The organism is Shewanella sp. P1-14-1, assembly GCF_001401775.1.
In the GTDB taxonomy this organism is placed as follows: Bacteria; Pseudomonadota; Gammaproteobacteria; order Enterobacterales; family Shewanellaceae; genus Shewanella; species Shewanella japonica.
Genome location: NZ_LKTL01000021.1, coordinates 1 through 16,344 on the forward strand (window position 1 = coordinate 1; position 16,344 = coordinate 16,344).

Consider the following 16,344-nt stretch of genomic DNA (forward strand, 5'->3'; position numbering starts at 1 on the left):
CTGGCTCTGGCTCTGGCTCTGGCTCTGGCTCTGGCTCTGGCTCTGGCTCTGGCTCTGGCTCTGGCTCTGGCTCTGGCTCTGGCTCTGGCACGACAGTGTTAGCGCCAACGACAACCTCATCAACAGCCTTTTCAGCTGTTTCTTCCACGACTTCTGCTTCTACGTCAATCACATCTTCTGACACTGTCGTTTCTTGCGGTTTTTCTTGTTGAGCAGATGTTTTCTCATCTAATTCGTTCTGAGCAACCTTCTGCGTTCGACGGTACAAATAAACGCCCAACAAGACTAATAAAATAATGACAATATATTTCATTGATAACACCATACCTGTGTCATGTTTGTGTGTATTTAAATAGCTAAGCAGTCAAGCTCAAAGTCTATTCAAGAGAGATTAATTTTCACGCTGCTTTTTTGAGCAGGTTATCTAGTATTAATAAGCTATTGTGCAGCAATAAATCAAGTATTTATCCTGCTTTTGTGCCATTAAACATGATAAGTGGGGATAAATTCAAATTTTGAGATTTTTGTGCTTTAGCTCAAGCTTATAATCACCTAAATTGAACTGAATCATTGAAGCTAGTTACACTACTCATACCCGAGTAAATTACTAAGGTATTTATTGATGTCTGAATCTTCTATTCTCTCAGGAAAATTACTGTTTGAGCTCAACACAATGACAGCCATGGCTGGCATATATTGTCGTGCTCATCATCAACAGACACAAGGTAAAGAGTTGTGTGAGGAATGCCGTTCATTACTTGAATATGCCGAAACTCGATTAGATCGCTGCCCTTACGGTCAAGACAAACCAACATGCAATAAATGCCCAGTTCATTGCTATAAACCCCACATGAAACAAAAAGTCCGAGAGATAATGATCTACTCAGGACCACGAATGCTGATCCCCCATCCCATTATGTCGATTAAGCATTTATTATCAGAAAGAAAACCCGCACCAGGTAAGCCACCTGAAGGCGTTTCAAATCGTCACATAAGAAAGCAAAAAAAAGCTTAGGATACTGGTCGAAATAGTCGCTTAGAGGTATTATCACTTAGAATGAAATAAGGGGTAACTGATCGAACTCGGACCGTTTTTCTCGCAAGCTTATATTTGGTTATCTTTACTCGGCGGTATTCATTGCTTCGGGGTAGGCTTGTATGTGCGCTACATATACGCCAACAGCGATCCTAGCACGACACAAAGTAATCGTTTATTAGGCTCGTTATTTTTGCTCATTGCACTTTTTTTTGCCACTGGGGCAATCACCCGTGAAAATGCACCGATTCAAATTCATTTCATTTTGACCTTAATGGTGCCCTTTTACTTTTTATTGATGCCTTTACTTTATTCATACTGTAAAGCTTGCCTGCAAATTCCGGTATCAGATAGTAATATTCTCAAACACCTATCACCGACGTTAATCACTATGATTGCCATTATGTTTGCAGTGTTTTTCAACATTGGGCTGGATCCCACCGCTTCAACACAAGTGGTCAATTCAGTTAGCGAACTCCGTCATATCAACACGATTGCATTAGTCATGCCTGGGTTCATCATTTTACAAAGTGCCATCTACTTTGGGTTGATATTCAATACCATCAATAAACATAAAAAACGCTTTAAATTAACCAATCAACAAAGCTTAAAAGATATTAGATTGCGCTGGTTACTGATACTTACTGCCGGAATATTGCTTAATTGGGTACTGCGCATAGTGATGGTATTAATCCCATTTTATTTCGGTGATACTATTTCAGTTTTAGCTCATACCATTGCACGATTGTCACTGCTGATAACGGTTTATGGTTTTGCCTTATATGGTTTGCATCAAATTACCCGTGCTGCCTACCTCAGAGGTAACAACAATAACGCCAATCAGAATCAATCACACAAGCCACAAAAAGCCAGTGAGCAGTTATTAAATTCTGAAGAATTAAATTATTTACAAACCATCATCAATGAAGATACGGCCTCAGAAAAGCGACTCCATTAACACACATCAAGAATAAGGAAAGGAGCTCCATGTCAACGTTATTAACCCGCCTTCGCCCAATTGGGCTTATTTCTCTACTCAGTATTTCTTTTCAGACAACAGCCGAATCTGCACTAGAAAAAATCACTATTGATGACTTTTTTGACATCGCCATGATGAAACAAGTGAGTTTTAGCCCTAATGGTAAAGAAGCGATTTGGGTAGAAAGTCGTTGGGATGAAACGCTCGATAAAGCCCAATCTGACTTATGGAAAGTCAACACTAAAACCCGTCAAACTCAACGCCTCACATTCAGTAATGAAAATGAAGCAAGTCCAGTTTGGAGTCCAGACGGGCAATATATTTACTTTCTTTCAAAACGTACTGACAACCATGAAAAAGCGCCACTGAATGGCAAAAACCAAGTATTTAGAATGACTAATAGTGGTACGGACTTACAGCCATTGACCAAAGAAACTGAAGGGGTAAATGCGTTTCAGTTAAGCCGTGATGGTAAAAACTTGTATTTTACTGGCAATAAAACCACCGAAGAAACCGATGTCTGGAGTGAAATGCGCAGCCGCCATGATGCGCCTCAATATGGCCATGGTGAACACCAGTCAAATCCACTCTATGTGCTTGATTTAGAACACTACAAACAACAAACCTTAATTGATGACGATAAGGTAGTCTGGCAATTCAGTGTTAATAATGCCCAAACTAAAATTGCCCGAATTACGACCGAAGATAATGAATTAGTAAAACTTGAAGGTTGGTCTGACATTGATATTTATGATGTGAAGCAACAACGTCATCAGGTATTGGCTGATCAACAATGGCGTCAACAAGCTCCATCACCTTACGGTTGGTTATTAGGGTTGGCTTGGCATGATAATAATCAGCAACTGGCCTTTCGCATCGACTTTGACGGTCACCCAGGCAAGTTATTTATCGCTGACACCGCCAAAGGCAACAACAGCATAACCGAGCTCTCTCGCCCGAGTAAGGTCACCTTAAATGGACAAGATATTCAGTGGCGTCCAAACAGTGATGAAATTTGTTATCGCGGTGCAGAGTCTGCTCGAGTAAAAATTTATTGCACAGAATTTATCAAGAACAAGCAAGGTGATAGCCGTAAAGTCATAGATGCTGACATCGTAGTCGGCAGCTATGACTTTAATTCATCAGGTAAACAGCTCGTGCTGAGCCATAATGGCTTAACTCATTTTAGCGACCTTTTTATTGCTGATGCTGATAATCGCCGCGCTAAAATTAAACGTATCACTGACATCAACTCGCAAGTAAAACAATGGCAATTACCACAGATTTCCATCGTGAAATGGCAAGCACCCGATGGCGCTACCGTTGAGGGTATATTAGAACTTCCACATGGCTATAAAGCGTCGCAAGGGAGATTACCACTGATAGTACAAATCCATGGTGGTCCTACATCTGCGACACCTTATGCACTACAACATCGCTCATACGGACGCAGCACATTTTCGGCGGATGGCTGGGCGATCTTATCGCCAAACTATCGTGGTTCAACGGGATTCGGTGATAAGTTTCTCACTGACTTAGTGGGTCAAGAACACGATATTGAAGTCAGCGATATTCTTGCAGGTGTTGATCATTTAATCGCTGAAGGCATCGCTGATGAAGATAAAATGGCAGTGATGGGCTGGAGTAATGGCGGCTACTTAACGAATGCCCTCATCAGCACCACCAATCGCTTTAAGGCAGCAAGTTCTGGTGCAGGCGTTTTCGATCAACGTTTACAGTGGATGTTAGAAGATACCCCAGGTCATGTAGTGAACTTTATGCAGGGATTACCGTGGGAACAGCCAGAAGCTTATAAAAAAGCGTCATCACTGACCTATGCCAATAACATTAACACGCCCACATTAATTCATATCGGCGAACACGACCAACGTGTGCCTTTAGGCCATGCTCAAGGGTTATATCGTGCTTTAAAGCACTACCTTAATGTGCCCGTTGAATTAGTTGTGTACCCAGATGAAGGTCATGGATTAAGTCGATATCAGCATCGAAAAGCCAAAATGGAATGGGACAAGAAATGGTTTGATTATTATGTGCTAGGTATACAAGACTAGAAAACAGCCTTTCATATCAAGACTGTATCTAAGTGCGCTTCGCGTCAGTAGGCTGAACCTTAGCTGACAATAAGCGCGTTATTTTTGCCCTTTGACTCACGGCTTTGATATGCTGCTTGCAAACTTGCATCAATTCAGCTCATTTTTATTGTGAGTACGAACATGATTTGCCATTAACATTAATGAGCAAGTAGTGACCCTACATAACAGCTGAAACCAATCCGATATCGATTAACAGGAGTTAGCATGAAAAATATTTTATCCGTCTTAGCACTGAGCGTTGCGCTGTTAGGGCTTACTTTTTCTACCACTGCCCATGCAGATAAATATGCTGACAAATACGCAAAGACCATTGCTGACTTTAAAAAAGCCCCCGAAGTGCAGAGCTTTTTCAATGATGCTTATGGATATGCCGTTTATCCAACAGTAGGTAAAGGTGGTGTAGGTATCGGCGCCGCCTATGGTTCAGGTCGAGTCTATCGTGGTGGCAGCCACACTGGTGACTCAACCCTATCTCAGCTGTCTATTGGTTTTCAATTGGGCGGACAAGCATACAGCGAGCTTATCTTCTTCAAAAATAAAGCTGCGTACGACGACTTTACCAGTGGCACATTCGAATTTAGCGCCCAAGCCTCAGCCGTCGCCATTACTGTTGGTGCAAACGCTCAAGTTGGCTCGACTGGTAATTCTGCCGCTGCAGGTAATGCTGGAAATCGCACAGCAGCCAAGGCAAGTTATATGAATGGCATGGCAATTTTTACAGCGGCTAAAGGTGGCTTTATGTATGAAGCGGCCATTGCCGGTCAAGCTTTCAGCTTTGATCCGAAATAAGCTTATTTAAACAATAAACTGTCACCCATTAAAAATGGCTGCAATAGTAGCCTTTTTACTCTCTAAAATAAGAGCCAACCCCTTTTGAGCTTATTTGTCGCTGCGAGCATAAGTTGACATAACCTTTATCTGACTTTCAAGCTCTTAGCTTAAAGATATAACCATATCCTGATATAAAATATAACCATAAGCTGACAAATTGTAATATTCACTAATAAACGAGAATAGTGTCATGTTCTTTTATTACGATTAAGACATTAGCTCTTTCTAGCTCACTTTTGTACAAAAGTAAGTTAATGCAGAAATTATAAAAGTGAGCTGTGATATTAGAAAATGTATGGTAATAAATTAAAGTTTACACTGACCCAACATATTCTTGATTTATATAGGAACGACAATCAGTAATATTATTGAGATGTTTAAGCATAATGAGTGTAAAAGTAAAGCAAAGCAAATGGGTGGTTATTTAATTACAGTGACGAGATCAATCAAGTCATTATCTAATACTGATCAGTTAACAATTTTGGTCGTTATATCAGGTACGGCATAAAGGTTTCTTTATTGTATGGTTGCCTTTCATTGAATTATCTCAAGCGCTCTAAAAGCTTGATCTAAAATCTGTTATTTTCACTCACCTATTTATTAAAATTCTTATAGCTGGATATTTAAAAAACTCGCTAAAGACGAAAAAGATAAAGAGGAAAAAATAGATACTTTGTTTGCTATTTATCACTTTTAAAAAAGCGAAAGTCGCATTCAAATAGCACACTTTGGTCTACAAAATAAGTACAAAAAATGCCGCTATCAATAAGCGGCATTTTTAACACATTATTTAAAAGATTAATTTACAACAGCAAATTAATTAGTCCTCTTGCACTGTTGCTTCGGCAGAACTAGAGTAAGTCGTACTTAGATCGTCACCCACAGCATAACTTTCGAAGTCCTCAGATAGCACTGCAGTATCGTTTGCATCAGCGATAACAATGTCATCAGCGAGTAACTCTTTTGCTGACTCTTTCGAAGAGCTACCTATACGGATTTGATACGTTTCTGTCGCTGTACCTGTATTGATTGCTTCATAAGGACCGTAGAACGTAGTACCACCATCAATTGAAAGTGAATAACCTGTTGCGGTCCATTCAAGCACTACATCAATGTCCGTATCATTTGCATGCGTTAAGCCATCAATGATTTGCTGCGATTTAGATGAATCACGATATTTAACACTACCATCATTACTAAAGATAATTTCGCCTGTTAGGTTACTTGAAGAGGCTGAGCCACCATAAATACTAATATAAGCGGTATTATCTTCGCTAACCTCTGGTGTTGCAGTGAAGCCAGCAATCGCCTGTAACTTAACGGTTGTTGAAATAGCGCCTTCAGCAAGTGGAGTCGTGGTTAAGCGTAACTCAGCGTCAGCGTCTAGTGATGTGTCAGCCATTCGGGCAACTTTATTTACACTACTTCCCGCTATGGTCTTAACGGTTGCTTCAGCAGAACTTGAATACATTGCACTTAAATCTTCACCTTCAGCATAAGTTTCGAAGTCTTCAGATAGAACCGCCGTATCTGTTTCATCAGCAATGACGATATCATCAGCGAGTAATTCTTTTGCTGACTCTTTCGAAGAGCTACCAATACGAATTTGATACGTTTCGGTCGCTGTACCAGTATTGATTGCTTCATAAGGACCGTAGAACGTAGTACCACCATCAATTGAAAGTGAATAACCTGTTGCTGTCCAAGCAAGAACTACATCAATATCTGTATCATCAAAATAAGTTAAGCCATCAATGGTTTGTTGATCTTTATTTGCATCACGATACTTAACAGCACCGTCTTTAGCAAAGACAATTTCACCCGTTAAGTTACTTGAAGAAGCAGAGCCACCATAGATACTGATGTAAGCGGTATTATCTTCAGAAACTTCTGGTGTAGCAGTGAAGCCAGAAATTGCTTGTAGCTTAATGGTTGTAGAAATAGAACCTTCAGCAAGTGGCTCCGTTGTTAAACGTAACTCAGCGTCAGCAGTTAATGATGTATCAGCCATTCTGGCAACATTGTTTGCTCCAGTATCAACAACAATTGTGCCTGTAATTGTGATTGCTAATTCAGCGGTAGTGCCATCAAAAGATTCAATAGTAAAGGTATCGATTTCACTTTCACCCACAACAAGTGCTGCAATAGTGGCATTAGCAGTATCAAGTGTATACGTCCAAGAGCCATCTTCTAAAATTGCTAATGTACCGTATGTACCCATTAAGGTTGTCTGAACAATAAAAGCTTCGCCATCATCTGGGTCAAGTACACTTACAGCACCTGCTGCCGTTGCCTCATCACTTGCAATTCTTCCAGTTAAATCAAAGAATGCTGCTGGCGTAGCTTCTTCTGTGCCATCGCCTGCATCAAATACAGACACTTCAGCGTAAATAGCTAGGCTATATTTGCTGTCTGTACCATCTAAAGTTTCACCTGCATCATAGCCTTCAAAGTCATCTGAAAATATACTTGTAGTGCCAGCGGTATCAGAAAATACTTCAATGTTATCAGCATAGAAAGAACCGAAAGGAATCGTTCTATCATTATCACCGAATCTAAATTGGATAGCTTTAACACCATCAGCGAACCACTGGTCTAAGCCTGTATAATCAGAGTCAACAACTGCTGCAGTAGAGAATGAACCTCCACCAATCACTTCACCATCAATAGTCACGGTGATTTGATCTGCCTGATCTAAGTCCCATGTGATTTCTACATCATAAAACTGCTCTTCAACAAATGGGGCAGTGATTATATTGCCAGGGTAAGCGTCACTGTCAGTATTTCGAACAAAGAAACGAGGGTCAATTACTGTGCCGTCGTCTTGAGTTTGAGTTCCTTGAATACGCAAATCTATAAGCGATTCACTAGAACTACCAGATGAGCCATAAAGCGTAATGTAGGCATCTTTAATATTTCCATCACTACCAAGCGCAACCTCTTTAGATATAGATGCAGTCAACTTACCTTGACGAAGGTTATCAACGCTAAATCTAATCTCACCCGTATCGCCGCCTGTATCGCTTATTTTTACAACTTGAGTAAGTGAAGCAACACGAATATTAATTTCAGCAGTGGTACCATCAATAGAAGCGATAGTGATTGAATCACTTACAGACTCACCTAGTTCAAGGTTCGCTAAAGTATCATTTGCAGTGTTAACCGTGTAAGACCAGCTACCGTTGGCACTGATACTAAATGTACCATAATCAAGTGCCACATCAGTTTGAGCAACAAAAGCATCTTCTTCGAAGTTTGGATCGATAATGGTTAGTGAACCAGTTAATGGATCCGTAGCTGTATGTTGAACAGTACCGCCAAATTCACCTTCGATGATTGCTGCAACAGGGTCATTGTTATAACCAACAGCGGCTCCAATTCCGTCAAGTAACGCCTCATCAACAGAACTAGCAACTTGTGAAGTCGTTTGCAAATTAATTTGTGCTGTCTCAAGTGTAACTAAAGACTCTTCAGAAAAAGAACCATCAGCGACGTCACTAGCAAGATCTTCCATAACGGTAGATAAATCTGCGTCTGCGTTGTCTGCATCAACTTGTGATAGTAGCGCTAGCACAGAACCATATCTATCAGCATCTTCAGCACCATCAGCACCAAGTTCAACAGTACCAACTAAAGTAGGAAGCACTTCTGTTGTATCAAAACGAATACCAAAACGAGCATTAATTATTTCAGCTGCGTCAGCAAACTGGTTTAAATCACTACCCGCGTTTTGAACAGCCATTTCGGTTAAAGGAGAAACAACATAGGTAGGTGGTGGTAGTATGGTTTCCACACCCTCATCATCAGTCTCAATAATATTTTCAACTACATTCACTACAGATCTTAGTTGAGGAGCATCTAAGGTTAAACCTGTTGATTCGTCCGTATAAGTACCGCCAGTACACGCAATTAAACCCGCACCTTCGAAGTGTACGTCGATAAAAGTAACGCCACCTGAAGTGTCAGAGGTTGCAGTGCCTTGCTCAGGAAGAACCGCAGCACCACTATCATCAACTTCAAATATCTCACAAGTTGCACCATCAATAGGTCCCTTAATAATGCTAGCAGAAACATCTAAGGTCGGGTTGATAGTGGGTGTAGATGCACCTACGCCTTCGGTAAAGCCTGCATCATCGGTATAATTAGCAGAAACAGAAATGACAGTGCCTTCGTCAGCTTCAGTAATTGTGTAAGATGTGCCGATTGTACCTGTTGACCAAACATAGGTAATGGTGTCTGCTTGAATTCCGTCAGCATCAGTAGCTGCTGCAGAGATTGTTTCGCCAGCGATAAAATTGCTTCCGGTTATTGCTATACTACCGCGAGTATTTCCATCTAGTTCAGCACCGTCATCACCGCCACAACCTAATAGGCCTGTCGCAATGATGAGCGATAAAAGAGATTTATTATTCATTTTTATGACTCCAAAAAGATTCTTTTCCAAATTTAGCTTGTTTTATTTAAGTACTAGACTTGGCTAGTACTTAAAGCTGACACCTGCGAACAGGCGAGGACCGTAATCACTTACTTGACCCAAGTTACCTTGGGTATAGAAGTCATCACTGCGTGGCTCACTGAACAAGTTAATTGCTGAAACTTTAATACGAAGGTGTTGATTGATTTTGTAAGCAGCACGAGCTTCCCAAATACCTGCCTCATCAACATAACGCAGTCTTGTGCCGTTAGAAGTGTATGGTTGGAAGTATTCACTACGATACTTGTAGATAAGAGCAGTATCAAAACCGCCTATTTGGTAGTAAACCTGTCCATTGAATACATGCTCAGAAAATCCAGGTACTGAAGCAGGAGGAACAATACCTACGGTTTCCTGAGTAACAACACCATCTAAACCAGTCGTATAGGTATTACCGTAGTTACTGTCTTCAAACTCATAGGTTGTATCGGCGTAGTTATAACCAAGCTTCACACCAATGCCTAAATCCCAACGATACGAAAATGTCGCTTCGAAACCATAAAGGTCACTGTTTTCGTCAGTAGTGACTGAATTAGTAATAGGTAAAGAAACTTCCACACCGTCAACGATAAAATTCTCTAACTGTGTTTGCTGTTGGTAACCGCCATTGAATTGCTTATAGTAAACACCTAGCGCTACCATAGAGTCATCGCTTGGATACCATTCAAAAGCAGCGTCATAGTTCCATGACATTAATGGTTGAAGATCAGGGTTACCTGAACCATTAACACCAACCAACAAGTCTTCAACTGATTCAGGATCATCCGAGTCATCGGTTACGAATGTGCGGCTATAACTTAGATCAGATGGATCTGCACGTGACATACCTCGGTAAATTCCGGCCCTTAGGAGAATATTGTCATCATAATCAACGACTAAGTTAAAGCTTGGTAGTACTTCAGTGTAATCACCACCACTTTCAATCTTTTCAATACTTCCGTTTGGTACTAATTCGACGATACCTGTCGCCGGATCAGTGACAACGTCGAAACCTTCTCGAAAGCCAATAGAGGTAACGTCAGTATCCACTACACGAACACCAAAGTTACCACGAATATATTTACCAAACATTTCAGTGTCGTAATTAAGCATGGCGTAAGCAGAGGTAGTTTGTTCTGTTACGTCAATAGTACCCGCATTCTCGTATGTAACATCTGGGTATGCGAATTCGCCGCCTTGTGATGCTGCTACTGCTTGAGAGAAACACTCGTTATTGTAAGTTGCCCACGAAGCGCCTGTACCGCTTTCTACAACATTACCTGAACTGTCAACATGGGTGATAATATCACCGTCAGAAACACTGGATAAAAAATCAGTCTCAGGGAAGGCTATTTGGCAACCTTCAAGTACATCGATGGCCGATGTTGCAGATTCATCTAAATTATATGTAGTTCTTGAGCCATTACCGTTCGTGCCACCAAATTGAACAAATGTTAGCTCAGAAACGCGAACACCAGCTTGAACGCTACTAAAAAAATCACTGTCTAGAATATAATCAACATCAAGGCGTGCACCCATAATTTCGTTTTCGCGGACATTTTCTCTGTCGATACGAGTACGAAGGCTATCAGTAAAATTGGAAATATCAGTCACATCAAAATCAGTCACTGTGAAATGAGGAATATGTTCACCTAAATCCCAAGATAAGAAAGGACGAGAGCTCGTTCTTCCTCGGTTTGTTATTTGTAGTTCTTCACGGCTGGTTTTAGAATAGCCAAGGTCAAGACTAATCTTTAGATCATCAGAGAAAAAATGTTCAACGTTCAAGCCATATCCACGATATTTTTCTTCACGCGAAAATTGCTCGCCCGCAGACTCGATGCGTTCTTCACCTTCCCAATGTAGAATACCGCCAACATCGTTCGTGATCAGATTTTGTCCCGTTACACCCGGTGTAACGCGCTTTTGTAAGAAAATTAAATCATGACGCGCTTCTGCTTGGGTACGATCTGAAATTTGCGCGTCAAAATTGATATCCCATTTATTTGAGGGTTGGTATTGTAGAGCAAAGAATAAAGCGTCTCTTTCATCAGAGGTTTCATTTTGACGGAAGCTTCGGCTTGAGCCAGTCCATGCGTATTCTCTACCATCATCTACTGCAAGACCTGTGTCTGGATCAATATCATTATTATAACCTTGGTTATTTGAGCCAACAATTTCATCTTCACAATCGCCCGCTGAGCTACGGAAAAAACCGGTATTGGTATCGGTTGGATCATTCAAACATGCCCACAAAGATGAACCCGTTGGGCTTGAGCTTCTATATTCAGCTTCTGGCTGGCTAATATCTTGACGCTGCAAACCTACACTCAAACCAAATGCTTGACCGTTATCAAACTCAAATTGATCAACATAACTTAGTGTTCCACGGTAGCCCAAATCACCTTGAAGTGAATTGTCAACGTTTGCTTGGTCTGGGTTGTAGTTACCTTTTACTTCAGCCTGAAAACGTTGCTTACCAAAATCTAAAGGCTTAAGTGTTTCCAGGGTAATAACACCGGCAACCCCACCTTCAATCATGGAAGCGTCTTGTGTTTTATAAATAGCGACTTTCTGCATCAACTCTGATGGGAACTGAGAAAAGTTAACTGAACGGTCACCACTACCATTGGTCGCTTCACGGCCATTGATGTTAGTGGCACTTAAGAATGGACCTAAACCACGAATACTGATTTCAGTAGCACCACCATTTTCACGGTGAGATGATGCCCCTGTTAATGTTTCTAGCGCCTCACCAATTGAAAGTGCAGGTAAATCACCAATATCTGAAGCAGATAAACCGTCAACAACCGTGGTAGATTCACGCTTTATTGAAATTTGGTCTTGAATTGTTTTACGTGTACCTGTAACGACAACAACTTCTATATCATTATCAACTTTATCTAGATTTTCAGTTTCGGCTTCTTGTGCTATTGCCGAAAATGCAAAAGAACTGGTTACAGAAGTAAATGCAGCAAGCTTCATCCATTTTGCTATAGGTGAAAGCTTGAACTTCCCTATTTTATGGATGGGTTTTGTTTTTTTACTTAACTTCGTCGACATACCGTACTTCCCCTTAGTATTTTAATAAGCATGTTAATGCCATTTATTGGTATATTTATTTTTGCAAGCAGGTTACTGCCATTTACTTCTTATATTTATTATTGCAAGCAGGTAACTGCCTTAAATTCTTATATTTATTATTGCAAGCAGGTGACTGCCATTAAATTCTTATATTTATTATTGCAAGCAGGTGACTGCCATTAAATTCTTATATTTATTATTGCAAGCAGGTGACTGCCTTAAATTCTTATATTTAAATTAGCGCTATATTAATTTCAACAGACGAAACCCAAACAAAAGTTCTAACCTATTAATTTAAATAAAAATATAACCAATAGTTGTAGTTACGAGTTACGAATTTTAAATTGATGTATTAACTGCGCTAAAATTTATACCCTTTATGCGTGTTATGGATATGATAGAAAGTAGCTTGAACATAATCACCATCAGCGCCGCCATTGTTTTGGTTATAAACACCCGCTTTAAAATACATATACTGGTTACTAGCACTGTAACCACTATCTTTCATATCAAAGTACTTAGTAATATTAGGCTTACCTTCCCTGATTATAGTGACGAACAACACTTCATCTTCGACGGAAATTTTATAAGAGAACTTTTCGTTTAAGGCGATGCCGTCATCAGGATCTGACAAAGTATGTGAACGTGAGCCAATCATATTTATCCAAATATCATCACCATCATTTATTTCATGGGCAAAATAAATAGACCCTTTCGAGTTACCAGGTAATTTTCGGTAATATAAACGGATGGGTTCGTCATCAGTGGCGTGAATTTGGCCGATGATCACGCGTCCGACCTTTTTTTCATCACCAGTGGTAGATACTCGATTTATTGCCAAAGTCCCTTCCAAACTGCCTTCAACTCCCCCAGACTTAGCTTTCGCCGAACCATGCGCATTGCTGAAAACCCAGTTATTTTTAGTCAGGCCACGCGTTTTTATTCGACTATTACCTCTACGTAGCATTTCGCGTAGTTCGGTTCTCGCATATTTTGTATTTTTTGAGGTCTTGGCACCTACGTTTGGGCAAGCGAATACCAAGCCACCATCATCTGCTGTATAAAAAAATGGCTTTAAGTTAAAGCCTTTACTTAATGATTTCTCATAGACGGTATCAGCTTTTTTATCTTCGTTGAGATCGGTTGGCAACGTTAATGACCAATCGAGTAAGTCAAAATTTTCACCTGGCTTTTTAAGCGGATCGAGTTTTGACAAATCCCCCAGTAAAACACCTTCAGCAAGACTAGTGTGTGACTTAGGAATAAGCGTATTCCCCTCAATTTTCTGAGCATTGAGTGATGCGCTAAAAACAGCTAAAGCAAAAACTAGCGCAGCAAAAACGTCACACATTTTCCTTTGAAAATGTCGGTAAGATTTATATGTGTTGATATTGGAATCCTTGATAATTTACGATCTCTTTGTTGAATATGTTCGTGTATTGTTCGGCTTAACTATTTTCAACGCTTTCTTAGAATACCTATATGCGCAGCATATAGTGGCGCACCTACACATGAACTTAACTAACCCCGAAAAACGTAATAAAAATAGGTAAGACTTTGCTTCTAATTAACACCCAAAATTATCTAATTTCGTAGTAAAAAGAAGCAGAACTCTTTGTTGTATATGATCAAAGAGCAATGATTAATTGCAATGCATAGAATCATAGATAACTTACCTAACACAGCCACGCTCTTAACAATTTATTCACATCTATAACTTTGCGTTAAACAAAATATAACCACCACAACATATCACTGTCAACCAAAATAGTAACCAAAGCATTACCAAAAAACTAAATTGGTAGTAACTAGAGCATAAAAAAAGACTAACGCATTGGCTTGACACATTTTCTATTTGATAAAAATAAATCATATAAACAGCACCTTATATAAAAACCGAGCTGTTGTTGTAGAATAGTTTTTATATTCACTACCAATGGATATGACAACATGACCAAATAACATAACAAACTTAACCAGCGGTCAGACTGCATTACCAACCCACAAGTGAAGCTATTACCAATCTGCAACATGTGCTATTACCAATATTGATGCAAGCATTACCAATAGATGATGTGATGAGATTACAATTCAGAACTAATAATCAGATAATAAGCTGTACGATAATTCGTATGGATTGTGATTTATCATTAATGATCTTGTTGAACGAAGCTACGCTGTCAGGCGCATTAGAGCTTATTTAGATGCATGTCCTGATAACCTTTCAACCGAAGATTTGAAGCACTACTTTGCCAGTTTGATTGCCTTAAATTCGTGGAGCACGGTGAAACTCGACCGTAATGGGTTGCACATTCACTTGTAAATAGGTCTATCGACATGTCCTTGCCAACAATGGCAATGGCTTAATATTATTCAGCTGCCAGAAGTCAATAGACTGCCTGATATGCTTACGCCCGCAGAAGTCTCTATCGTTATTAGTCTTACTCATAAGCTGCGATATCAATGGCAAACACATCCGTCAGTTCAAGAATGAGTGATTCAATCCATCCACGTCTGTGGTCATAGTTGTTACCTGTGTATTTATCATCACCACATACTATTTGCTGGGAAAAAGTGCGCGGAGATCTACGCGACTACAGCAATGATAATAAGGGCTATCTCGTTGACAAGAGTTCAAGGCTAATTTGGCTTCTACGAGGGCGCGGCATCATAACCTCCTTGTTTAATGCTCAAATCAAGCTTGGTAGGAAGTCACGATTGATGCCATAAACTATGGGGGTCTACGTATTTTTTAAGAAAGCGCGGCGAACCACACGGCTACAGCAATGATAATAAGGACTATCTCGTTGACAAGAGTTCAAGGCTAACTTGGCTTCTACGAGGGCGCGGCATCATAACCTCCTTGTTTAATGCTCAAATCAAGCTTAGTAGGAAGTCACGATTGATGCCATTAACTATGGGTGTCTATGTATTTTTTTGACTGCCAAAAGTCGTAATTGTTTCGCTCACTTTTGCACTCGCGAATTTAAAAACGTTTTTTATTGAGCGAAGGCTTACGTAAATTCCGCATATACATGCACAAAAAACTCGAGCAACACCAGTACATATAATGTACAGCCGCTCGAGATTTTGTCAGACTATGGTTATCTTATGTCAATGTATGCTTTCAGCGACATATTACTCATGACCCCAAGGGGTTGGCGGTAACGCAACAGGCTTGGTTAAATCAAAGTCGACTCTAAAGTCGCGGTTTTCACGCGTTAAACGATAGGTGAATGTGGTTGGCTCAATATACATGTGCCACACGTTAGTTACTGACGCCGTTAAACCGTTTTCATTAAAGTTATCAATCGACTCTTGGTCAACTGGGAATGACTGCTGAGTGGCAGTGCCCATATCAGCAGTATTCCCGCCATACATAGTGACTTTATCTTCAGTGCCATCTTCATGACGATGATCATGCTTGAGACGCAAGCCTGTTTCAGTTTTGGTAATCACCCAAGTACGTGAATGATCATCACCTACATGGAAAGGTATTTTAAGTTCGGTATCGCTACACTCACGTACGTGCATGATTAACGCTTTATTACTAAAAGCAGAGTCAGCTTCATTACCAGCTGTCACTTCACCGGCAAACGCTTTACCACAGTATGCGGCGATTGCATCAAAATATTGATGTTGTGGGTTGTCTTTAGGGGCATGTGCCATTGCAATAGCAGGCGCCATGCTGCTGATTACACCAGCGATCAATATTTTTTTCATTATTATTCCTTTTAGTATCGATCTCGTTATTTTTATTCACACATCACACTAACAGTGATTGTTTAATTAAACCTGAAAAAAAACCGTCTATAAAGACGGTTTTAATGTAACAAGGTTAAGTCAT

8 protein-coding genes and 2 pseudogenes are annotated in these 16,344 nt (G+C 40.2%); 4 read left to right on the forward strand and 6 right to left on the reverse strand.

The window, feature by feature from the left end:
* A pseudogene (locus AN944_RS21785) lies at positions 1–313 on the reverse strand (hypothetical protein); the annotation flags it as partial.
* A 309-nt stretch (positions 314–622) separates the two neighbouring features.
* Here AN944_RS21785 and AN944_RS15300 point away from each other — a divergent pair.
* The 4 genes from AN944_RS15300 (at position 623) to AN944_RS15315 (ending at position 4,918) form a co-directional block, all read left to right on the forward strand.
* Positions 623–1,015 carry a nitrous oxide-stimulated promoter family protein gene (locus AN944_RS15300; protein ID WP_055025515.1) on the forward strand — a complete coding sequence of 131 codons (393 nt, stop codon included), beginning with the start codon at positions 623–625 and terminating at the stop codon, positions 1,013–1,015.
* A gap of 145 nt (positions 1,016–1,160) precedes the next feature.
* The gene (locus AN944_RS15305) at positions 1,161–1,994 is read left to right on the forward strand and encodes a hypothetical protein (RefSeq protein WP_063124248.1); all 834 of its coding nucleotides are present in this window, start codon (positions 1,161–1,163) and stop codon (positions 1,992–1,994) included.
* Positions 1,995–2,023: 29 nt separating this feature from the next.
* Positions 2,024–4,087, forward strand: a complete 2,064-nt coding sequence (locus AN944_RS15310; RefSeq protein ID WP_055025517.1) for a S9 family peptidase — start codon at positions 2,024–2,026, stop codon at positions 4,085–4,087.
* Between the two features lie 246 nt (positions 4,088–4,333).
* Positions 4,334–4,918 carry a YSC84-related protein gene (locus tag AN944_RS15315; protein ID WP_055025518.1) on the forward strand — a complete coding sequence of 195 codons (585 nt, stop codon included), beginning with the start codon at positions 4,334–4,336 and terminating at the stop codon, positions 4,916–4,918.
* 862 nt (positions 4,919–5,780) lie between these two features.
* Here the strand turns inward: AN944_RS15315 and AN944_RS15320 are convergent.
* The 5 genes and pseudogenes from AN944_RS15320 to AN944_RS15335 form a co-directional block, all read right to left on the reverse strand.
* Positions 5,781–9,374, reverse strand: coding sequence for a VCBS domain-containing protein (locus AN944_RS15320; RefSeq protein ID WP_055025519.1), 3,594 nt, complete (start codon positions 9,372–9,374; stop codon positions 5,781–5,783).
* Between the two features lie 63 nt (positions 9,375–9,437).
* On the reverse strand, positions 9,438–12,476 hold the full coding sequence (locus AN944_RS15325) for a TonB-dependent receptor (RefSeq protein WP_055025520.1): 3,039 nt from the start codon (positions 12,474–12,476) through the stop codon (positions 9,438–9,440).
* A gap of 382 nt (positions 12,477–12,858) precedes the next feature.
* Entirely contained in the window at positions 12,859–13,848 is a 990-nt protein-coding gene (locus AN944_RS15330; RefSeq protein WP_055025521.1) for a polysaccharide lyase family 7 protein, read from the reverse strand.
* A gap of 1,096 nt (positions 13,849–14,944) precedes the next feature.
* Positions 14,945–15,166, reverse strand: a pseudogene (locus AN944_RS21895) (hypothetical protein); the annotation flags it as partial.
* Positions 15,167–15,635: 469 nt separating this feature from the next.
* Complete coding sequence (locus AN944_RS15335) at positions 15,636–16,184, reverse strand: hypothetical protein (protein ID WP_235530946.1); 549 nt, start codon at positions 16,182–16,184, stop codon at positions 15,636–15,638.
* Positions 16,185–16,344 lie beyond the last annotated feature (160 nt).